Annotated in this window: 15 protein-coding genes (1 of these 15 only partly in view); 10 read left to right on the forward strand and 5 right to left on the reverse strand. The window is 71.9% G+C overall.

Annotated features, from left to right (window positions below):
- Positions 1 to 90: 90 nt before the first annotated feature.
- Positions 91 to 1,593, forward strand: coding sequence for a M1 family metallopeptidase (locus tag ACFOYY_RS28835; protein WP_386193742.1), 1,503 nt, complete (start codon positions 91 to 93; stop codon positions 1,591 to 1,593).
- A 120-nt stretch (positions 1,594 to 1,713) separates the two neighbouring features.
- Here the strand turns inward: ACFOYY_RS28835 and ACFOYY_RS28840 are convergent, their stop codons facing one another.
- From ACFOYY_RS28840 to ACFOYY_RS28860, 5 genes are all read right to left on the reverse strand, one after another.
- Positions 1,714 to 2,523 carry a CPBP family intramembrane glutamic endopeptidase gene (locus ACFOYY_RS28840; protein ID WP_386193745.1) on the reverse strand — a complete coding sequence of 270 codons (810 nt, stop codon included), beginning with the start codon at positions 2,521 to 2,523 and terminating at the stop codon, positions 1,714 to 1,716.
- Positions 2,524 to 2,555: 32 nt separating this feature from the next.
- Entirely contained in the window at positions 2,556 to 2,819 is a 264-nt protein-coding gene (locus tag ACFOYY_RS28845) for a WhiB family transcriptional regulator (RefSeq protein WP_352010098.1), read from the reverse strand.
- Positions 2,820 to 2,965: 146 nt separating this feature from the next.
- Positions 2,966 to 4,444, reverse strand: coding sequence for a glutamate--cysteine ligase (locus ACFOYY_RS28850; RefSeq protein ID WP_386193749.1), 1,479 nt, complete (start codon positions 4,442 to 4,444; stop codon positions 2,966 to 2,968).
- Positions 4,445 to 4,482: 38 nt separating this feature from the next.
- Positions 4,483 to 5,121, reverse strand: a complete 639-nt coding sequence (locus ACFOYY_RS28855) for a response regulator transcription factor (protein ID WP_352010100.1) — start codon at positions 5,119 to 5,121, stop codon at positions 4,483 to 4,485.
- A gap of 4 nt (positions 5,122 to 5,125) precedes the next feature.
- On the reverse strand, positions 5,126 to 6,340 hold the full coding sequence (locus ACFOYY_RS28860) for a PspC domain-containing protein (protein ID WP_352010101.1): 1,215 nt from the start codon (positions 6,338 to 6,340) through the stop codon (positions 5,126 to 5,128).
- A gap of 142 nt (positions 6,341 to 6,482) precedes the next feature.
- On the opposite strand from ACFOYY_RS28860, the gene ACFOYY_RS28865 reads away from it, so the two are divergent.
- From ACFOYY_RS28865 to ACFOYY_RS28905, 9 genes are all read left to right on the forward strand, one after another.
- Positions 6,483 to 8,186 carry a PspC domain-containing protein gene (locus tag ACFOYY_RS28865; protein WP_386193753.1) on the forward strand — a complete coding sequence of 568 codons (1,704 nt, stop codon included), beginning with the start codon at positions 6,483 to 6,485 and terminating at the stop codon, positions 8,184 to 8,186.
- The gene (locus tag ACFOYY_RS28870) at positions 8,176 to 8,382 is read left to right on the forward strand and encodes a hypothetical protein (protein ID WP_352010103.1); all 207 of its coding nucleotides are present in this window, start codon (positions 8,176 to 8,178) and stop codon (positions 8,380 to 8,382) included. Before ACFOYY_RS28865 ends, ACFOYY_RS28870 begins: the two co-directional genes overlap by 11 nt.
- 838 nt (positions 8,383 to 9,220) lie before the next feature.
- Entirely contained in the window at positions 9,221 to 9,706 is a 486-nt protein-coding gene (locus ACFOYY_RS28875) for a (2Fe-2S)-binding protein (protein WP_352010104.1), read from the forward strand.
- Positions 9,703 to 12,315 carry a xanthine dehydrogenase family protein molybdopterin-binding subunit gene (locus ACFOYY_RS28880; protein ID WP_386193757.1) on the forward strand — a complete coding sequence of 871 codons (2,613 nt, stop codon included), beginning with the start codon at positions 9,703 to 9,705 and terminating at the stop codon, positions 12,313 to 12,315. Before ACFOYY_RS28875 ends, ACFOYY_RS28880 begins: the two co-directional genes overlap by 4 nt.
- Positions 12,312 to 13,226 carry an FAD binding domain-containing protein gene (locus ACFOYY_RS28885; RefSeq protein ID WP_386193758.1) on the forward strand — a complete coding sequence of 305 codons (915 nt, stop codon included), beginning with the start codon at positions 12,312 to 12,314 and terminating at the stop codon, positions 13,224 to 13,226. The genes ACFOYY_RS28880 and ACFOYY_RS28885 overlap by 4 nt, the downstream gene beginning before the upstream one ends.
- Before the next feature lie 53 nt (positions 13,227 to 13,279).
- Entirely contained in the window at positions 13,280 to 14,077 is a 798-nt protein-coding gene (locus tag ACFOYY_RS28890; protein ID WP_386193761.1) for an SRPBCC family protein, read from the forward strand.
- A gap of 204 nt (positions 14,078 to 14,281) precedes the next feature.
- On the forward strand, positions 14,282 to 17,122 hold the full coding sequence (locus ACFOYY_RS28895; RefSeq protein WP_386193764.1) for a helix-turn-helix transcriptional regulator: 2,841 nt from the start codon (positions 14,282 to 14,284) through the stop codon (positions 17,120 to 17,122).
- Positions 17,123 to 17,311: 189 nt separating this feature from the next.
- Entirely contained in the window at positions 17,312 to 20,077 is a 2,766-nt protein-coding gene (locus ACFOYY_RS28900) for a bifunctional glycosyltransferase/CDP-glycerol:glycerophosphate glycerophosphotransferase (RefSeq protein ID WP_386193767.1), read from the forward strand.
- A 50-nt stretch (positions 20,078 to 20,127) separates the two neighbouring features.
- Positions 20,128 to 21,080 carry the 5' portion of a glycosyltransferase gene (locus ACFOYY_RS28905; RefSeq protein WP_449343626.1) on the forward strand. Its footprint extends 97 nt past the window's final position, so the window shows 953 of its 1,050 coding nt (coding positions 1-953); it begins with the start codon at positions 20,128 to 20,130; its stop codon lies off the right edge, out of view.

Below are 21,080 nucleotides of genomic sequence, written 5' to 3' on the forward strand. Positions count from 1 at the left end.
CCACGATCGCGTTCGTCTCTTGTAAGCTTTGCCCACATTACCTAGTATTCAGGTAGGTAATGCATGCTTAACGACCGGATGGAGACAAACGTGCGCAAGAAAGTCCTCGCCACCGCAGTCGTCGCCCTCGCCGGCATGTTCACGAGCCTGCCAGCCGGTGCCGTCACCGCGGGCCAGGGCGCGCCGGGGGTCGGCGACCCCTACTACCCCGACTACGGCAACGGCGGATACGACGTCGCCCACTACGACCTGAGACTGAAATACCAGCCCGCCGACGACCACTTGGAGGGCACGGCGACCATCACGGCCACCGCGACCCAGGACCTGACCCGCTTCAACCTCGACTTCGCGCTGACGGTCAGCGAGGTCCTGGTCAACAACCGCAAGGCGACCTTCGCCCGGTCCGGCGCCCACGAGCTTGAGATCACCCCGGCGCTGCCCCTGCGCAGGAACCAGCCCGTCACCGTCGTGGTGAGATACGCGGGCACGCCGTCCCAGGTGACGGTCAACGGCATCAACCCCTGGCTGCGCACCCCCGACGGCGGTGTGGCGGCGGGCGAGCCCGAGGGCTCCTGGTGGTGGTTCCCGAGCAACGACCACCCCTCGGACAAGGCGACCTACGACGTCTCCGTCCTCGTCCCCGACGGCACCCAGGCCATCAGCAACGGCACGCTGCAGTCGGCCGTCTCCCGCCTCGGCTGGACCCGCTACAACTGGCGTTCCTCCAAGCCCCAGGCGACCTACCTGACCACCCTCGCGGTCGGCAGGTTCGAGATCGTCACGGACACCACGGAGAGCGGCCTTCCGGTCTTCAGCGCCTACAGCAGGGACCTCGGCGCCGACGAGGGCGCGGCCAAGGCGAGCGTCGGGCGCGCCGCGGAGATCCTCGACTGGGAGACCGGGGTCTTCGGCCCCTACCCGTTCGACGCGATCGGCGGCTACGTCCCCAACGTGCCCACCGGCTACGCCCTGGAGACCCAGACCAGGCCCTTCTACAGCCCGCGTCACTTCCGCAGCGGGGCCAACCCCTACGTGGTGGTGCACGAGCAGGCGCACCAGTGGTTCGGCGACGACGTCTCGGTGAGGACCTGGCGCGACATCTGGCTCAACGAGGGCTTCGCACGTTACGCCGAGTGGCTCTGGTCGGAGAAGGAGGGCGAGGGGACGGCCGCGGAACTGGCCGCCTACACCTACGGCTTCTACCCGGCGGACAACCCGTTCTGGCAGGTCAGGCCGGGCGACCCGGGTGCTGAGAACCAGTTCCACGCCGCGGTGTACAACCGGGGCGCCATCGCCCTGCAGGCCCTGCGCGGCGAGGTCGGCGACCAGACCTTCTTCAAGATCCTCAAGAGCTGGCCCGTGGCCAACAAGTACGGCAACGCCCGCGTCGAGGACTTCGTCGCCTACGCCGGGCGCCTGGCCGGCAGGCCGCTGGACGACCTGTTCAGGACCTGGCTGTTCACCGCGGGCAAGCCCGCCTCGCCCCCGGTGGCGGCCAACGCCCGCAGCGCCGCCCCCACCGGCCCGCTCCAGGAGCCCCGGTCCTGGAAGAAGATCCAGCGCGAGGGCCTGTCCGACCACGCCGAACACTGACCCGCGCGTCCCGGCGCGGAACACGGAAAGGAGGGATGCCGTTCACGCACCCAAAGGAATCCGCTGAGCACGCACGTCCCACGGTCCCCGTGTCCCTCTCAGGGCGCGGGGACCGTCACGTCAGCGAGAGGTGTCGGCGGGGGCCAGCCGCGCGAACAGGTAGCCGAGCGAGTTGGTCGCCACGTGCAGCAGCGACGGCGCGGCCAGGCCTCCCCTGCGCCGTAGCTCGCAGAACACGACCCCGGCGAGCGCCGTCGCGACCACGGAACCGGCGACCGCCCGGGAGACCTCCCGCGTGGACGGCTTGCCCGGCGTGGGGTCCTCCCCCGCGGCCAGGCGACCGAGGGCCGGGTTCGCGGTCAGCATGTCGATCGCGGGCAGCACGTGCCAGAGGCCGAACAGGGCCGAGGAGACCGCGGTCGCCGTGACGGGCCCGTGCGAACGGGCGACGAGGGCGTGCACCACCCCGCGGAAGCCGACCTCCTCAAGCAGGACCGTGCCGAACGGCACCTGGATCAGGGCCTCCTCGGCCACCCTGGCCGGTGAGAGCGCCAGCGCCCGCTCGTCGCGGAAGAACCCGCGGGTGGCGGGCAGCGCGATCCCCACCCCGTAGGCCCCGGCGACCGCGGAGGCCAGGACGCCCCCGATCAACAGGCCGCGGGAACCCTCCTGGAAGCCGACCTCCGACCAGGAGACCCCACGGCGTCGGGCGACCGCGAGCAGGACGCCGACCGTGGCGGCCGAGGTCAGCGGGGCCAGCCTCGGCGCGACCCGGTTGTTGAGCACGTTGGCCGCCGCCAGCACGGCGACCGCCCCCGCCAGCGCGGCCCGCTGCCGCTGCCTGACGGGCGTGACCCGCTCGCGCGCCGCCCGCCGTACCGCCTTGAAGGTCCTGAAGCCCATGCTCTCCGGATGCACGCGTCGCGTCATCCCGCCTCCGTCCCTGCCAGTTCCGGGATGGGTCATCCGGCCTCGGGCCGCCGCCACCCTGCCGGGAAGCGCAGCCCGCGCCGTTCCTGAACGGTGAGACCACCCCAGATGCCCTCGGGTTCGGCCGCCCTCAGCGCGTAGGCGCGGCACTCGCCCAGGACCGGGCAGCCGGAGCAGACCGCCTTCGCCCGCGCCTCCTGCTCGACCGCCTGCGCCAGCGGGAAGAACAGCTCGGGATCGCTCGCACGACACGCCCCCCGTACGGCCCAGCCGATCTCCCCGACCATCTTCCGCATGACATCACCCCCTGGTGGACCACCGATCAACAGACTAGGCGGACCGGGGTGACGCCGACATCAACCTCGTGGCGGATTTCCGGGTAGGCGCCGCGGCGTACCCGGCGCCCAGAACGGTGCTCCGGACAGGGGCTCGGTTCAGGGGCTCAGTTCAGGGGCCAGGCGTGGACCGGCTCGTTGGTGTGCATGTGCTCGATGTAGCGCAGGGTCATCCGGCGCAGCGCCTCGTGCCGGTCGAGGCCGTCGGTCGCCTCAAGGGCCTCGACCGTGCCGGTCTGCCACCTGGCCCCGGTCCTGCCCGTCACGCACCGCCGTTCGACGATGGTGAGCAGCCTGTCGCGTATCTCCGCGTCCACGCCCCGCAGCCGGAGGCCCTCGTCGGCGATCGGCAGCAGGTGGCGCAGGATCAGATCCGAGGCGGTCACCTCGCCCTCCCCCGGCCAGTAGAGGCGGGCGCCGAGACCGTGCCTGGCGGCGGAGTGCAGGTTGTCCCGCGCGGCGGAGAAGGGCATACGCGTCCAGATCGGCCGCTCGGCCTCGGTGAGCACGCGCATGAGGCCGTAGTAGAAGGCCGCGTTCGCCGCGATGTCGGCCACCGAGGGCCCGGCGGGCAGCACCCGGTTCTCCACCCTCAGGTGCGGGACGCCGTCCACGACCGCGTAGATCGGCCGGTTCCAGCGGTAGACGGTCCCGTTGTGCAGGGTCAGCTCGGCCAGTTCGGGCGGGACGCCCCGGTCGAGTTCCTCCTGCGGGTCCGCCTCCTCGCACAGGGGCAGCAGCGGCGGGAAGTAGCGGACGTTCTCCTCGAACAGGTCGAAGACCGAGGTGATCCACCGTTCGCCGAACCACACCCTCGGCCGCACCCCCTGGGCCCGCAGCTCGACGGGACGGGTGTCGGTCGCCTGCTCGAACAGCGGGATCCTGGTCTCCTGCCACAGGAGCCTGCCGAACAGGAAGGGCGAGTTGGCCGCGACCGCCACCTGCGGCCCGGCGACGGCCTGGGCGGCGTTCCAGGTGGCCGCGAACGCCGAGGGCGCCACCTGGAGGTGGAGCTGGAGGCTCGTGCAGGCGGCCTCGGGCGTGATGCTGTCGGCGTAGGTGTCGAGGCTCTCCCCGCCCTCGATCGACAGGTGCATGTCCTCACCCCTGGCCGCGAAGATCTGCTCGTTGAGCAGCCGGTAGCGGGGGTTGGCCGACAGCGTCCCCTCGTGCACGTCGCTCTCGCGCAGCGTGGGCAGGATCCCGACCATCACCAGGTGGCCGCCGACCGTGTCGGCCCGCTCCTCGGCGTGGTTGAGCCGGTCGCGCACCGCCTTCTCCAGGCGTACGGCGCCGTCCCCCTCAAGCGGCTCGGGCAGGACGTTGATCTCGACGTTGAACTGGCCCAGCTCCGTCGCCCAGTCCGGTTGGGCGATCGCCGCCAGCACCTCGGCGTTCTTCATCGTGGGCTCACCCCGGTCGTCGACCAGGTTGAGCTCTATCTCCAGGCCCGCCCGTGGCCTGTCGGCCTCGAACCTGAACTCACGCAGCATCCGCGCCAGCGCGTCGAGGGACCGCCGGATCTTGTCCCGGTAGCGTCGGCGGTCCTCCCGGCTGAACACCATGGCAGGTACGTCACGACCCATACATCGCAGAGTCGCACATAAGTTACATATAGTACAGATCACACCAGACGGCGCGCGGTCGCCCATCGTGACAGTTCGTGCCTGTTGGAGAGCTGAAGCTTACGCAGGACGGACGAAACGTGCGTCTCAACCGTCTTCACCGAGATGAACAGCTCCTTCGCGATCTCCTTGTAGGCGTAGCCCCTGGCGATCAGGCGCAGCACCTCACGCTCCCGCTGGGTCAGCGAGTCGAGTTCGGGGTCGATCGGCGGGGCCTCGCTGGAGGCGAAGGCGTCCAGCACGAAACCCGCCAGACGCGGGGAGAAGACCGCGTCGCCCTCGGCGACCCTGCGGATCGCGTCGGTCAGCTCACGCCCGCTGATGGTCTTGGTGACGTAGCCCCTCGCGCCGCCCCGGATCACGCCGATGACGTCCTCGGCCGCGTCGGAGACGGAAAGGGCCAGGAACCGTACCGGCGAACCCGACCCGAGCACCCGGCGCAGCACCTCCTGGCCGCCGCCGCCCGGCATGTGCACATCCAGCAGCACCACGTCGGGCTGCAGCTCGGCGATGGCCTTGACCGCCGACTCCACGTCCTCGGCCTCACCGATCACCTCGACCGAGTCGCCCAGCTCGGCGCGGACGCCCGAGCGGAAGAGCCGGTGGTCGTCGACGATCAGAACCCTGACGGTGCTCACGCGCTCACACCTTCTCCAGTTTCATGGTCAGCATCACTTCCGTACCCTCGCCCGGCTCGGTCCTGACCCGGGCACTGCCCCCGTTGCGCTCCATCCTGCCGATGATCGACTGGCGGATGCCCATCCGGTCCTCCGGGACGTCCTTCATGTCGAAGCCGACACCCCGGTCCCGGACGAAGATGACGACCTCCTCCGGCTCCGCCTCGGCGTAGACGGAGATGACCGGCGAGCCGGAGTACTTCGCGGCGTTGACCATAGCCTGTCTCGCCGCCTGCATCATCGCCGACAGCTCCGGGGTCAGCGGGCAGTCGCCGACGCAGACGATCTCGATGGGCACGCCGTGCGCGTCCTCCTCCTCGGCCGCCACCCGCCGCACGGCCGCCGCGACCGAGGCGTCGGCGTCCTGCTTGGGCTGGTAGAGCCAGTTGCGCAGCTCACGCTCCTGGGAACGGGCCAGCCGCATCACCTCACGGGAGTCGTGCGCGTTGCGCTGGATCAGCGTCAGCGTGTGCAGGACGGAGTCGTGCACGTGCGCGGCGAACTCGGCCCGCTCCTCCTGCCGGATGCGCTCGCGCCGCTCCCGCTGGAGCTCCTTCCACAGGGCCGCCAGCCACGGCGCCGCGATGAGCGCGACCCCACCGACGACCACCAGCGTGAACATGATGCCGGGGCGGGCGCTGCCCAGCTCGTTGGTCGCCGCCAGGAAGCCGATCGCCCCGACGACCACCAGCCCGAGGCCGACGAACGTGCGGACCCGGTTCTGGCGCACCTGCCCGACCGTGGTGGACATCCAGCGCCGCCGCCGGTCGGGGTCGGCCTGCTGCCACAGGATCAGCGAGCCGATGCCGCCGACCGCGATCGGCCACGCGCCGATCCCCCCCGCTGAGGCGCCGGTGAGCCACCCCAGGGCCAGCAGCGCCATGCCGATCGCGCCGTAGGCGGCCAGCTGGCTCCAGTCCCTCGCCGGCTCCCTGCCCTCGTACGGCTCGCGCGGCGTGAACATCCACAGCGCCGCGTAGGCCACGGCGCCGATCCCGTCCAGGACCGTGAGCAGCACGAAGGCCAGCCGCAGCACCACCGGGTCAAGCCCGAGCTGGGCGGCCGCGCCCTGGGCGACACCCGCGAACAGCCGCCCCTCGACCGGCCGCATCAGCCGGGGGGAGGCGGGTTCCTCCGAGGTCGCGGGCGCCGCGTCGCGAATCATCGTTCTGTCAGCCATATCCCCAGCATCGTCACATGTAGGACGGTATCTCCGCATCCGGCGTTCCCCTGACGGGACCCTGAGGAAGGCTCGTTCGGTAGGGGACGACTCAGGGGTCTCCCGGATGCGACCACCACCCCGGCCAGGCCACGATGGACACATGAACGACACCGGGAACGCGCAGGACCCGGCGAGCAGCCCGCCCGACTCGCCATCTGCCTCGTCCCAGCGGAACAGGACGCTCGGGCGCGCCGAAGAGGGCCGGATGCTCACCGGTGTCTGCGCGGGACTCGGCCGCCACACGGGGGTCGACCCGGTGCTGTTCCGGGTGGGTTTCGCCGTACTGGTGCTGGGGTCGGGCATCGGCGTCATGCTCTACATCGCGGCGTTCCTGCTCATGCGGGAGACCAACGGCGGCCCCGGCTACATGGAGCAGTGGACCAGGCGTGACTTCGACAGCGAGACCGTCCTGGCCCTGCTGGCCGGCGTCTTCGCCGTCGGCCTGATCATCAACCTGTCCTCGGACGGCATCGGCACAGGCACCGTCGTGGTCGGCACGCTGTTCGCCATCGCGCTGCTCACCGCCCACTCGCGCGGCGTCGACCTGCTGGCCGTCACCCGCTCCCTGCCCGAACGGCTCCGTCCGCACCGGGCCTTCCACCCCCCGGCTCCCCCGTCCTTCGCCAACCCTCCCGGCTTCTCCTTCAGGCCCTCCTCCGCGCCGCCTCCCTCCGGGGAGCCGTACGGCGCGCCCCAGGGTCCCGTGGCGCAGCCGTACCCACGGCCCCACCAGGACACGGCCGAAGCACCCGTGCCTCCGGTCTCCGAGAGTTCCGAGGTCCCCCCGGCGCCCGAGACACCCACGGCTCCTGCCGCCGCGGCATCCGAGGCTCCTCCGGTGCCCGAGGCCCCTGAGACATCCGTGTCGCCGGCCCCTGCGGCTCCCCCTGCGCCCGCGGCCCCTGTCGCTCCCGAGGCGCCCGAAGCCCCCGAGCCCCCCGTGGCGGCCCGGCCGTACGCGGACGAGACGACCGTCAACGCGGCACACACCCCGCCCGGGGCCGACAGAACCGTGCGGGCGGCCTCCAGCGGGCCGTACACCGCGACGCGGATGCCCTTCGACTCCTCGGGAGAACCGTTCTCCCCCTACGGCCCCTACCGCCCGCTCGACCCCAGCAGGCGACAGCAGCCGTACTCTCCCTACGGCCCGCCCATGTACGGCCCGCCGCCGCAGAAGACGGCCAGGCCCAGGCGCCCAAGAACGTTCGTCGGGGTCATCACCATGTTCCTGGCCCTGATCGTCGGAGGAATCATCGTGGCGGCCCAGTCCCCGTCCGGATCTGTGAACATGACGGCCGTCGGTGGCGCGATGCTCATCACCATCGGCGCGGGCCTGCTGGTCGCCGCCTGGTTCGGCAGGGGCACCGCCCTGGTCGCCGTGGGCACCGTCCTCGCGCTCGCCCTCGTCGCCGGATCGACGCTCACCGGCATGCCGAGGAAGTTCGGCAGCTACCACTGGGAGCCGACCAGCATGGCCGACATGTCCCCCTCCTACGCGGTGGGCATCGGCGAAGGCACCCTCGACCTGAGCGAACTGCCCCTGACCCCCGGGTCGCGAACCGTCCTCGCCGCCTCCATCTCCGTGGGCGAGCTCCGCGTGATCCTTCCCCCGACCGCCAGGGTCGAGGTCAGGGCGTACACCAAGATCGGCGAAGTCAAGATCGACCACCTGGTCGAGGGCGGCGCCGACATCCGCTACGACAAGATCCTGGAGCCCGAGGTCCAGCCCAAGGGCGACGCACCGACCATCGTGCTCGACGTCAAGGCGGGCATCGGAGACGTGGAGGTACGGCGTGCGGCCTGACAACGAGCCCGAGGTGCGCCGACGGGTGCACCGCACGGACTGGATGGCCCTGCTCAGCGGCCTGCTGTTCATCGTCACAGGCATCCTCTTCATCACCCTGCCCGACATCGAGCCCCTGGTCATGCTCCCGGTGGTCCTCGGCGGGCTGGGGCTGGCGGGGTTCGCGGCGATCTTGGCTCGGGCGGTACGGCGTTAATATTTGCGCTGTGTCTCTTTGCGGCGCCTTCGGCGCCGCGGGCTTGGGCGCTCCGAGTCGGCGTCTTCCCTCGTCACTGTGTCTCCTTGCTCCGCCTGGCGGCGTCGCGGGGCTTGGGCGCCCCGAGTCGGCGTCTTCCCTCGTCACTGCGTCGCTGCGCTCCTGCGTTCCTCAGTCCAGACGCCGACGCGCCCAAGCCGACACTCCTCACGCACGACACCGGTACCCCGAACTCCTCTCGCTTGGCACCGGGAAAGTCCTGGCAGAAAACTCTCGCGCCGGGGCGAAAAAGTGTGGGCCGAGACTTTCTATGGCTGGGGTGTCCGAATTCCGGGTGGCATGGGGCGTTGTCCGGTGCTCTCGGGGCTCGGTTTCGTTCGGATCGTGAAGCGACCCGAGGTCCGGCCGACGGCTCGGGCGTTCGATTCGGCGACGGGCGGGCCGATCCCTGATCGGTCGTTCACGCCCCTACGGCGTCCGGTACGGGTCTCCAGGCCGCCCCGGCGGTGTGGGCCTTTCTCGACGCCCGAGAACGCGGCCGTCGAGGACCGGAGCGCCTGACAGGCCCGCCCCGATCCCGGGTCTCAGCCGCGTCCCGACGGAGATCGGGGAGGCCGACGTCACGCGGGACACCGGCCGGTGGATCGACCGGGCGCCGATCACGCCTCCGTGCGAGGAGGCGTCGAGGACACGCGGCCGGTCGACATCGTGGGTTCCACGGCCCTGAGCTGTGGATTCGCCTGCTTGAAGGGGAAGACTGGCGGGCAGAAACAGGGAGGTACGTATACGTTTGTCCGGCTCTGCCTTCCGGGCCGCCACAGGTGCATCGGGAGGGTCGATGCCTCGGATCACCGTCACCGTTGACGAGGTCACCTATGAGGAGGAGGTCGAGCCGCGTCTGCTGCTCGTCCATCTGCTCAGGGACCGGCTCGGCAGAACCGGGACCCCGATCGGCTGTGACACCGGCAACTGCGGCGCCTGCACCGTCATGCTCGACGGTGTCAGCGTCAAGAGCTGCTCCGTGCTGGCCGTACAGGCCGACGGGGGTGAGGTCGTCACGATCGAGGGTCTCGCCAGGGGGCCGGAGTGGCACCCCATGCAGAAGGCCTTCCACGCCGAGCACGCGCTGCAGTGCGGCTACTGCACCCCCGGCATGATCATGGCCGCGATCGACCTGGTCAGGAACGACCCGGACCCGTCGGAGGAGGCGGTGCGCCGGGGCCTTGAGGGCAACCTGTGCCGCTGCACCGGATACACCACCATCGTCAGGGCCGTACGGCGCGGCGCCCGCGAGATGGCGGGACGGGAGGCCGGAACGCCATGACCGGGCGAACCACCGAGAACGACCGGCCCGGCACCCCCCGCGGGATTCGCGAGACCGGCGGGGGCCACGAGCCTCAGGGACACGGACCGGCGAATCCGGCGGACCTCCCCCGAAACCACGAACCCGATGAGGACCACGAGGCCGACGAGGGCCGTGAGGTCGGCAGGGCGCGGAGACGTAAGGAGGATGCCCGGCTGGTCACCGGGAGGACCACCTGGACCGACAACATCCAGCTTCCCGGCATGCTGTACGTGGCGTTCCTGCGCGCTCCGATGGCGCACGCCAGGATCACCCGGGTCGACACCTCCGCCGCGCGTTCCCGGCCCGGTGTGGTGGCCGCGTTCCACGGTCAGGACTTCGCCGGCGAGCAGGGCAGCCTGCCGTGCGCGTGGCCGGTCACCGAGGACGTCGTCATCCCCGACCACCCGCCGATGGCGGTCGACGAGGTCCGCTATGTCGGCGAGGCGGTCGCCTGCGTGGTGGCGACCGACCGTTACGCCGCCGCCGACGCCCTGGAGGACATCGAGATCGACTACGAGCCGCTCGCGGCGGTCGTGGACATGGCCGAGGCGCTCACCGAGGGTTCCCCGAAGGTCCACGAGACCGGGAACAGGGCCTTCACCTGGCGTTTCTCCCAAGGGGACGTCGAGGCGGCCTTCCGTGACGCGCCGGTTGTCGTCGATCGCTCCTACGTCCAGCAGCGGCTCATCCCGACCGCGATGGAGCCGAGGGCCGTGGTCGCGACGACCGACGGCGACTCCTTCACCCTGTACTCGGCGACCCAGATCCCGCACGTGCTGCGGGTGATGCTGGCCATGACCACCGGCATCCCAGAGCACCGGCTGCGGGTGATCGCCCCCGACGTGGGCGGCGGTTTCGGGTCCAAGCTCCAGGTGACCGCGGAGGAGGTCCTCGCGCTGCTGCTGACCCGCAGGCTCGGCAGGCCGGTGAAGTGGACGGAGTCCCGGTCCGAGGGGAACCTGACCGTGCACCACGGCCGTGACCAGCTTCAGCGGATCCGGCTCGCCGCCGAACGGGACGGGCGGCTGCGGGCCGTACAGGTCGAGCTGCTGGCCGACATGGGCGCCTATCTGATGCTGGTCACGCCGGGGGTGCCGCTGCTCGGGGCGTTCATGTACGGCGGCATCTACAAGATGAACGCCTACGACTTCACCTGCACGGGCGTCTTCACCACCAAGATGCCGACCGACGCCTACCGGGGCGCGGGGCGCCCCGAGGCCACCTTCGCCATCGAGCGGGCCATGGACGAGCTGGCCCACGAACTCGGTCTCGACCCCGTCGAGGTACGGCGCCGCAACTGGATCACCCATGAGGAGTTCCCCTACACCACGGTCTGCGGCCTGACCTACGACTCGGGGAACTACGAGGCCGCGACGGACCGGGCGCTTGAGCTGTTCGGCTACGACGCGCTCAGGGCGGAACAGGCGCGGCGGCGGGCGGAGCGCGACCCGGTGCAGCTCGGCATCGGCGTCTCGACCTTCACCGAGATGTGCGGCATCGCGCCCTCGCGGGTGCTGGGCTCGCTCAACTACGGCGCGGGCGGCTGGGAGCACGCCTCGGTCAGGGTCCTGCCAACCGGCAAGGTCGAGGTGGTGACCGGGACGAGCCCTCACGGCCAGGGGCACGAGACGGCCTGGAGCCAGATCGCGGCCGACGCGCTCGGCGTGCCGTTCGAGGACGTCTCGGTGCTGCACGGCGACACGGCGGTCTCGCACAAGGGCATGGACACCTACGGCTCCCGGTCGCTGGTCGTCGGGGGCGTCGCCGTACTGTCGGCCTGCGAGAAGGTGAAGGACAGGGCGCGGGAGCTGGCCGCCCACATGCTTGAGGCCTCGGCGCAGGACGTCGAGTTCGCCGACGGGTCGTTCCGGGTGCGCGGGACCACACAGGGACGGACCATCCAGGAGGTCGCGCTGGCCGCCTTCGCCGCGCACGACCTGCCGGACGGCGTCGAACCCGGCCTGGACGCCGAGACGACCTTCGACCCGGAGAACTTCTCCTTCCCGCACGGCACCCATCTGTGCGCGGTCGAGGTGGACACCGAGACCGGCGGGACCGTGATCAGGTCGTACGTCGCCGTCGACGACGTGGGGTTCGTGGTGAACCCGCTGATCGTCGAGGGCCAGGTGCACGGCGGCATCGCGCAGGGCGTCGGGCAGGCGCTGTTCGAGGAGGCGATCCACGACGTGGAGGGCAACCTGCTCACCACGACGATGGCCGACTACCTGATCCCGTCGGCGGCCGACCTGCCGGAGTTCGTCACCGCCAGGACGGAGACCCCCGCGACCAGCAACCCGCTGGGCGTCAAGGGCGTCGGGGAGGCGGGCACGATCGCCTCGACCCCCGCCGTGGTCAACGCGGTCGTCGACGCCCTGCGCCCGTACGGCGTGCACGACGTGCGGATGCCGTGCACCCCGGAGCGCGTCTGGCGGGCCATGGCCTCCGGGGCTCCGGAGGGCTTCGGTGCTTCGGGGACCTTGGGCGCCTTCGGGGCCTTTGCGACTTCGGTGGGCTCCGACGCCGCCGGGGTTTCGGAGGGGGGCCGGACCTCCGGCGGTCCGGCGGGCTTCGAGGGGGGTGCCCGATGATTCCGCCGCCGTTCGACTACGTCAGGCCCGGCTCGCTCGACGAGGCGTGCCGGGTGCTCGCCGAGGCCGACGAGGCGGGTGAGGACGTCAAGGTTCTGGCGGGCGGCCAGTCGCTGCTGCCTCTGCTGCGCCTGCGGCTGGCCTACCCGTCGGCGCTGGTCGACGTGGGGCGGCTGGCCGAGCTGCGCGGTGTCGAGGACCGGGGCGACCACGTGTTCGTCGGCGCGCTCACCACCCATGACGAGGTGCTGCGCTCGGAGGTCGTCAGGGAGCTGGTCCCGCTGCTCGCGCTGGCCACGGCCACCGTCGCCGACCCCGCGGTACGGCACCGCGGTACGTTCGGCGGTTCCCTGGCCCACGCCGACCCGGCCGGGGACCTGCCCGCCGTCGCCCTGGCGCTCGACTGCGTGCTGGTCGTCAGGTCGGGCGAGGGGGAACGGGAGATCCCCGCCGCCGGCTTCTTCGTGGACTATCTGGAGTCCGCGCTCGAACCCGGCGAGGTGCTCGTCGGGGCGCGGGTGCCCAAGCTCGGCCCGGGCTGGGGTTTCCACTACGAGAAGTTCCACCGGACCGCGCAGTCCTGGGCCACCGTGGGGGTGGCGGCGGCCGTACGGCTCGGCGAGGACGGTGGGGTGGTCGAGGAGGCGCGGATCGCGCTGACCAACATGGGCCCGGCCCCGGTGCGGGCACGGGCGGCCGAGGCTGCGCTCGTGGGTGCCCCCGTCACGCCCCCGGGCCCCGGGTCCTCGGGTTCCGGGAGGTCCGCCTCGGGCGGGGAGCGGCTCAGGCATGCCTGTGACCTGGCGGACGAGGGCACCTCCCCGCCCACCGACCTGCACGGGGACCCCGCCTACCGGCGTCATCTGGCCCGGGTGCTGACCCGCAGGGCGGTCGTCGCGGCGGGCCGCTGAATCCCGGGCCCCGGCCTCCGGCGTGTGAGTGGTGATGGACAAGGAGCGGTTCGATGGCGATGCGGTTCGAGCACGAGTTCACGGTTCCGGTGCCGGTCGAGCGGGCGTGGACGGCGCTGCTCGACGTCGAGCGGGTCGCCTCCTGCCTGCCGGGGGCGACGCTGGAGACGGCGAAGGGCGATGAGATGACCGGGCGGTTGAAGGTGAAGGTCGGGCCGATCACCCTCACCTACCGGGGCAGGGCCAGGTTCGAGGAGGTGGACGAACCAGGTCGTACGCTGATGATCGGGGCGACCGGCAAGGAGACACGCGGCCCGGGCACGGCGTCGGCGACGGTGGTCGCGCGCCTGCGTCCCGAAGAGGGGCGGACGCGGGTGACCGTGGACACCTCCTTCACGGTGACGGGACGGCCCGCCCAGTTCGGCAGGGGCGTGATGTCGGAGGTCGGCGCCCGGCTGGTCGAGCGGTTCGCGGCGAACCTGTCGGAGTCGCTTCAGGGCTCGGAGGCCGCGCCCCGGGAGTCCCGTCGTCTCACCGCCGTCCCCGGAAAGCCCGGGGATCCGGAAAAGGCCGCGAAATCCGAAAAGCAGGGAACCTCCGGGGAGACAGGAAAGTCCAAGGAGGGAGAAAACGCCGGGGACCGGGACGTCCACCCGGCGGGCACCTCACGCACCTCCCGGACACCCGACGAGGAGGCCCTGGACCTTCTGGAGGTCGCGGGGATTCCCCTCCTGAGACGTCTCGCCCCGCTCGCGGGCGCCCTCGCCGTCCTCGTTCTGGCGGGGTGGCTGGCCCGCCGCGCCCTGCGCGGCAGGGGTCGCCGGAGGGCCCCGATCCTTATAGGAAGATGAAGAAAACCATAAACAAGAGTTATGAGTTGCGCTTCCGGTGAAATCCACCCGTTGACGGCGCTTCAACTCTCCACGCCCTGGAACTGCGATGATTTCCTTGAAGTCACAACAAGTCAGTTAATTTCTCAAACTGATGGTGAACGCGGATGCTATGACGGATAGCGTCTTCATATCGGGGAGGGCGATGCAGCGTCAGGAGCAGCCATGAGGAGCCCGGCGTCACCCGATCTGATCGGGCGTGGCAGCGAGCTGCGGGCGTTGGTCAGGGCGATGAGCAGACCACCCGCGGTCGTCCTGGTCGAGGGGGAGGCCGGGATCGGCAAGACCCGGCTGGTGCGCACCGCGCTCACCCACCTCATCCCCGGTGAACGTCTCGTCCTGCTGGGCGGCTGTCACCGCATCCGTGAGCCGTTCCCCTACGGGCCGGTGTTCGAGGCGCTGCGGGACCTGGCCGGTGGGCTGCCGCCCGCCGGGGACCTCAACCCGGTGATCGGGGCGCTGCGCGACTACCTGCCCGAACTGCCCCTCCCTCCGGCGCCGCCGCCGCTCGGTGACTCCCGGGCCGAACGGCACCGGGTCTTCCGCGCCGTCCGCGCCCTGCTGGCGGCCGTGGGGCCCGCCGTACTGGTGGTGGAGGACATGCACTGGGCCGACGACGGGACCAGGGACCTGCTGCACTTCCTCATCGGGCAGCCGCCGGAGGAGCTGACGCTGGTGGTGACCTACCGGCGGGACGGGCAGCACGGGCAGGCCACGTTGCCGCTCGGCCACGCCTACCGGCGTCCGGCGGGCGCCGACAGCGTGGTGGTCACCCTGGCGCCGCTGGACGTCTCCGGGGTGCGCGGCATGGCAGCCGCGCTGCTCGGCCGTCCCGACCCGCCTGAGCCGTTCGTCACCAGGCTGCGGGAGCGGACGGCGGGCATCCCGTTCGTGATCGAGGAGGTCCTCAGGTCGCTGCCCCCGGCGTACGAGCCGGGTTCCGAGTGTCCGGACGCGCTCGACCACGTCGGTGTCCCGCTGCTGTTGCGCGAGGCGACCGCCGACCAGCTCTTCGGGCTGACCGAGGCCGCGGTGCGGACGGTCAGGGCCGCCGCCGTCTTCGGCGTCCCGGTCGGCGAACGGCTCGTCACCGCGGTCGGCGGTGACCTGACCGGGCTCGGCGAGGCCCTCGCCGCCGGGGTCCTGTACGAGGACCCTCCCGGCCGGTACGGCTTCCGCCACGCCCTGGCCCAGCAGGCGGTCTACGAGGCGATCCCGGGACCGGAACGGCGGGCGGGGCACGAGCGGGCGATGGCGGCGCTGCAGGAGTCCGACCCGCTGGCGCTGGTGCAGCTCGCCTTCCACGCCAGGCAGGCGGGGATGCGCGAGGCCTGGCTGCGGTACGGCACCGCGGCGGCGGACCACGCCGCGAAACTGGGCGACACCCCCGTGGCGGTCGAGCTGATCGAGGACATGCTCGCCTCCCCCGACCTGCCCCCGCGCGACCGGGAACCACTGGTGCTGACGCTGAGCCGCCTGGCCACGACCGGGCTGTCCCACCAGCGGGTGGTACGGCTGCTGCGCCGCCTGCTCGGCGACGGCCTCCTCGAACCCGACGCGCGCGGTGAGGCGCGGCTCAACCTGGGGCTGCTGCTGTGCAACCAGGCCAACGACAGCGCGGCGGGCAGGCCGGAGATCACCACGGCGGTCGGGGAACTGCGGGACCGGCCGATGCTCGCCGCCCGCGCCTGTTCGGCGCTCGCGATGCCGTGGTGGGGCTCCGACCCCCTGTCGGCCCACCGGAAGTGGATCGACCGCGCCGAGGAGCTGATCGTGGGCGCCGACGATCCGGCGCTCGCGACCGCGGTCCTGGTCAACCGGGTCTCCTTCGAGATGACCCTCGGTTCCCCGCGCGCGTTCGACCTGGTGACGAGGCTGCCGGTCACCGACGGGAACCCGCGTGTGCGCAGGGAGGTCGCCAGGGCCTACGCCAACCTCGTCGACGCGGCGGCGACCCTGGGGCACCTTGAGTGGGCCGAGCGCTTCGCCCGGGAGGGTGTACGGCTGGCCACGGCGGCCAACGCCCCGGTCTCCGCCTACCAGCTCAACGCGACGGCGATCCGCAGGGACTGGCTCGCCGGCCGCTGGGAGGGGCTGCGGGAACGGGCCCACGCCCTGGTCGAGCTGGTCCCGGAGAACCCCCTGTCCGCGGCGGACGTCTGGCTGGTCATGGGGATGCTGGCGCTGGCCAGGGGCGAGTGGGAGGAGGCCGCCAGGCACCTGCGCGCGACCGGCCTTGAGGAGCCGGACGGCCACTTCCTGCCGGTCACGTTCACCGCGGCGAGCGGCATGATCGAGCTGTGCCTGGCCAGGGGGCTGACGCAGGAGGCCGTCGGCCACGCCGCGCGCGCGGTGGCCCGGCTGCGGCACAAGGACGTGTGGGTGTGGGGTGCCATGCTGGTGCCCTCCGCCGCCTCGGCGCTGGTCAGGACCGGCGGCACCGAGGAGGCCGCCGCCCTGGTGGCCGAGTTCGCCCGTGGGGTCGAGGGGTGTGACGCGCCCGCCGCGCGGGCCGGTCTCGCCCTCGCCGAGGGGACGATCTCCGCCGCGGCCGGGCGGCACGCCGCCGCGGCCGACCGTTTCGCCAGGGCCGACGAGGCCTACCGGGCTCTGCCGCAGCCCTACCAGGCGGCCAGGGCGCAGGAGGGCAGGGCGCGGTCCCTGCTCGCCCTGGGCGATCCGGCCGCCGCCTCGCTGCTGGCCGGGCTCGCCGGGTGGTACGACGAGTTCGGCGCGGTCCACGACGCGGCCCGGTGCAGGCGGACGCTGCGCGACACGGGGGTCGGCGTCGCGCCGCCGAGGTCCCGGGGCAGGGGCGGTTCCGGCGCGCTGTCCCGGCGGGAGCGGGAGGTGGCCAGGCTGGTCGCGCTCGGCAAGACCAACCGGGAGATCGCCGACGTGCTGTTCCTGTCGCCCCGTACGGTGGAGACCCATGTGGCGACCGTGCTGCGCAAACTGGGCGTGCGGTCGAGGACCGAGGTGGTCGCCCTCGCTCCCCCGCTCTGAGGGGTCCGCCCGACGTTCAACGGGCCGCATAAACGACATGAAAAGTTAGGAATGCCATGAAACTCATGATCAACGGAGGTGAGAACAAAAAGAGGGTCGCGTCCCCCTTAAGACAGAAAGCCGCAAAAATAAATTCATAGGTCCATAAAGCGGACAATACCGATCACAGTCCAGGGAAAGCCCCATACTGTGATCAAGGCTCCCGAGTGCAGTGTGATCGTCATCACCTACAACGACTCCGCCCGGCTGCCCAGGGCCGTACGGTCCGCGCTCGGTCAGTCGTTGCGGAACATCGAAGTGATCATCTCCGACGACGGCAGCACGGACGGGACGGAAAGCGTCGCCCGCGCGCTCAGGCGGGAGGACCGCCGGGTGCGCTACCTGCGCAGGGACGTCAACAGCGGCGGCTGCGGGGCGCCGAGGAACGACGGGGTCGCCGCCGCCCGCGCGCCGTACGTGATGTTCCTCGACAGCGACGACGAGCTGCCCCCGCACGCCTGCAAGAGCATGCTCCTGGAGATGGAGCGCACCGGCGCCGACTTCGTCACCGGGCAGATCTCCCGGCTGCACGAGTGGAACGGCAGGGTCAAGCCCTACTATCCCGGGCTTTTCGCCCGCCGCAGGGTCGTCGAGGGGATCGCCGGGGAGCCGGACATGTTCCTCGACTCCTTCAGCACCAACAAGATCTACCGGACCTCGACGCTCCGGGGGCTGCCGTTCCTTGAGGACCTCCACTACGAGGACCACGTCTTCACCACGGAGCTGTACTGCGTGGCCCGGCGCTTCGCCGTCGTCCCGTGGGTCGTCTACCTCTGGCACCGGGCCGCCGAGGGGGACGGCAGGCCGTCGATCTCGCTGAACCTCCAGGAGATGGACAACATCGGGCACCGGATCAGGGCGGCCCGGCTGAGCGACGACATCCTGCGCGGCAACGGCCTGGCCGGGCTGGTCGCCGACCGGCAGCGCCGGTTCGTCCGCCACGACCTGCCGGTCTACCTCAACCCGCTGCCCGCGCGCGGCCCGGTCTGGGCGCGGGAGTTCACCCGGCTGGTCCGCCCCTACCTCGCGGGCCTCGACCCCGGCGTCATGGACGGCGCCGACCCGCTCGTGCGGGTCTGCTGCCGCCTGATCCTCGACGAGGACGCGGACGAGCTGGTGGTCGCCGCCCGGTCGCTGACCACCCCGAGGGCCGCGCCCCGCTTCGCCGTACGGCGGGCGGGACGCACCTACTGGGGCACCGTCCCGAAAGGGGAGCTGGACATCACCCCGCTCAGGATGGCCGAGCTGCCCTACGGCGCCGCCAGGCTGCGGCACGAGGCGGCCTTCCACGGCGACGGCCCCCGGCTGGCGCTGACGGTCAGGACCTACGACCCGTTCGGGGTGCTGGCCACGGCGCCGGACTGGCGCGCGTTCGCGCGTTTCGGCGGGCACCGGGTCGAGCTGGCGCCGCGCGCGCTCGACGACGGCTCCTACCTGAGCGAGGCGACCGTCGATCTGGCCAGGGCGGGCCGGGGGCGCTTCGGCCACGAGAGCTTCCGTGACCCGAGGATCTCCATCGTCCGCGCCGACGGCCGGGCCACCTCCGACCGGCTGCTCGTCGATCCGGCGGCCGAACCGGTCAGGGTCGCCGTCCCCGGTCACGAGATCGTCGCGGGGCCGGAGGGGCAGTCGGCGTTCCTGCGGGTGCGCTGGCGTCGCAGGGGGGCGCTGCGGTGGCTCGCGCCCAGGCTGGGCAGGCTCCGGGCCGGGCTGGTGCGGCGGCTCTGCGCCCCCCGGGTGAAGCTGCGCGTCTACCGGACGCTGATCAGGCTCCTCCCGCCGCGCGAGAACCTGGTGCTGTTCGAGGCGGACGTGGGCGCCGGATACACCGGCAACCCCCGCTACGTCTACGAGGAGCTGAAGCGCAGGCGGGCGCCGTTCGAGATGGTCTGGTCGGTCGCCGGGAACCGGCGCAACTTCCCCGCCGACGTCCGCCTGGTGCGGAGGATGAGCTGGCGCTACCTGTGGACCATGGCCAGGGCGGGGCACTGGGTGGACAGCCACGGCCTGCCGCTGGCCTACCCCAAGCCCGCCGGGACCCGCTACCTGCAGACCTGGCACGGGCAGGGCGTCAAGACGGTCGGCTTCGACGCCCCCGACCTGCGCGCCGACTTCGAGGCGCCCAGAAGGACCTGGCGCGGGGCCGTGGCCCGCTGGGACGCCCTCGTCATGCCGAGCGCCGAGTTCGAACGGATCTTCGTCACCTCCAACGGATACCGGGGACCGGTCCTGCGGCACGGCTCGCCCCGGTGCGACGTGCTGGTCAACGGCGACCCCGAGGCCGTACGGCGGGCCAGGGAGCGGCTCGAACTGCCCGGCGACCGCAAAGTCCTGCTGTACGCGCCCACCTACCGGGACAGGGCCAAGTTCTCCGGCGCCTCGGTCAGGGCCGACCTGGCCATGATGGCCGAGGAACTGGCCGACGGCTGGGTGGTCGTCCTGCGCACCCACCCCGTCGAACGCTACGCCGTGCCCGAACGGCTGCGGCACTTCGTACGGTTCGCGGGGGGTTATCCGGAGGTGAACGACCTGATGCTGGCCTCGGACGCGCTGCTGACCGACTACTCGTCGCTGATGTGCGACTACGCGGTCACCGGAAAGCCGATGTTCTTCCTGCTCGACGACTGGGAGGAGTACCGGCGCGCGGAACGGGGCGTCAACCACGACCTGCCCGCGATCGCCCCCGGCCCCTGCGTGACCGGGACCGAGGAACTGATCAGGGCGATCCGTTCCCTCGACGCCGACCCGGCCGCCTTCGCCGCCGAGCACGCCGCCCGCTACGCCGGCTTCCGCGCCACCTGGTGCGCCGAGGAGCGCGGGGACGCCTCGGCCAGGGTCGTCGACGCCTTCTTCGGCCCCGTGCCCGTGCCCGCCGTACGGCCGGCGGCGGCGCCCGAGGTGGAGGAGGTCCGGTGAGCGGCGAGACCGTGGTGTTCGCGTGCCTGGACGCGGACACGCTCGGCGGCGTGCAGCGGGTCACCCACACGCTGGCGCAGGGGCTGGCCGGGCGGGGGTACGACGTACACGTGCTCGGCCTGCACCGGGCCGCCCGGCCGTTCCGCTACGTGGAACAACCCGGCTATCGGCGTCACGTGATCAACCGCTTCCCCGCCGGCAGGCTCTCCTGGACCGCCGCGCACCGGGAACGTCACCGGCTCCGCGGCATGCTGCGCACGCTCGGATCGGGCTTCGCCGTGCTCTCCTCGCCCGGGGTGGTCGCCCGGCTCAAGGACGTGATCCCCCGGCGGCTGCTGCCCATCGGGCAGTACCACGGCTCCTACGAGCACGCGCGGGGGTCGTGGCACCTGCGCTCGGTCGGCCGTGACTACGGGAGGCTGGAGAAGGCGGTCTTCCTCAGCGAGGAGGACGCCTGGTCCTTCTCCGAGCACGCGCTGCTGCCCAACGCCTGCGCGATCCCCAACCCGCTGCCCGGCTGGCCGTCCCGGGTCTCGCCGCTGACCCGTCACCGGGTGCTCGGCGTCGGCAGGCTGGAGGGCGTCAAGCGCTTCGACCGACTGATCACGGCCTTCGCCGGGGCGAGCCGTACGGTGGGGGACGACTGGGAGCTGCACCTGATCGGGGAGGGCGCCGAGCTGGGCAGGCTCAGGGCGCACGCGCGCGAGAGCGGGGTCCGCGACCGGGTGGTGTTCCGTGGCGCGGTACCCGCGGCCGAACTGGGCCGCGAGTACCTCGACGGGGCGATCGCCGCCCTGTCCAGCGAGCACGAGGGCCTGCCGCTCGTGCTCGCCGAGGCCGCCTCGTACGGCGTGCCCTCGGTCGCGTTCGACGTCTCCGGCGGGGTGCGCTCCCTGGTCCTCGACGGCGAGACCGGGCTGCTGGCGCCCGCGGCCGACGTGCCCGCGCTCACGGCGGCGCTGACCACCCTGATGACCTCGCACGAGGAGCGGGGGGGGGGGGG

Origin of the sequence: Streptosporangium jomthongense (genome assembly GCF_042650425.1) — a bacterium.
Lineage (GTDB): Bacteria > Actinomycetota > Actinomycetes > Streptosporangiales > Streptosporangiaceae > Streptosporangium.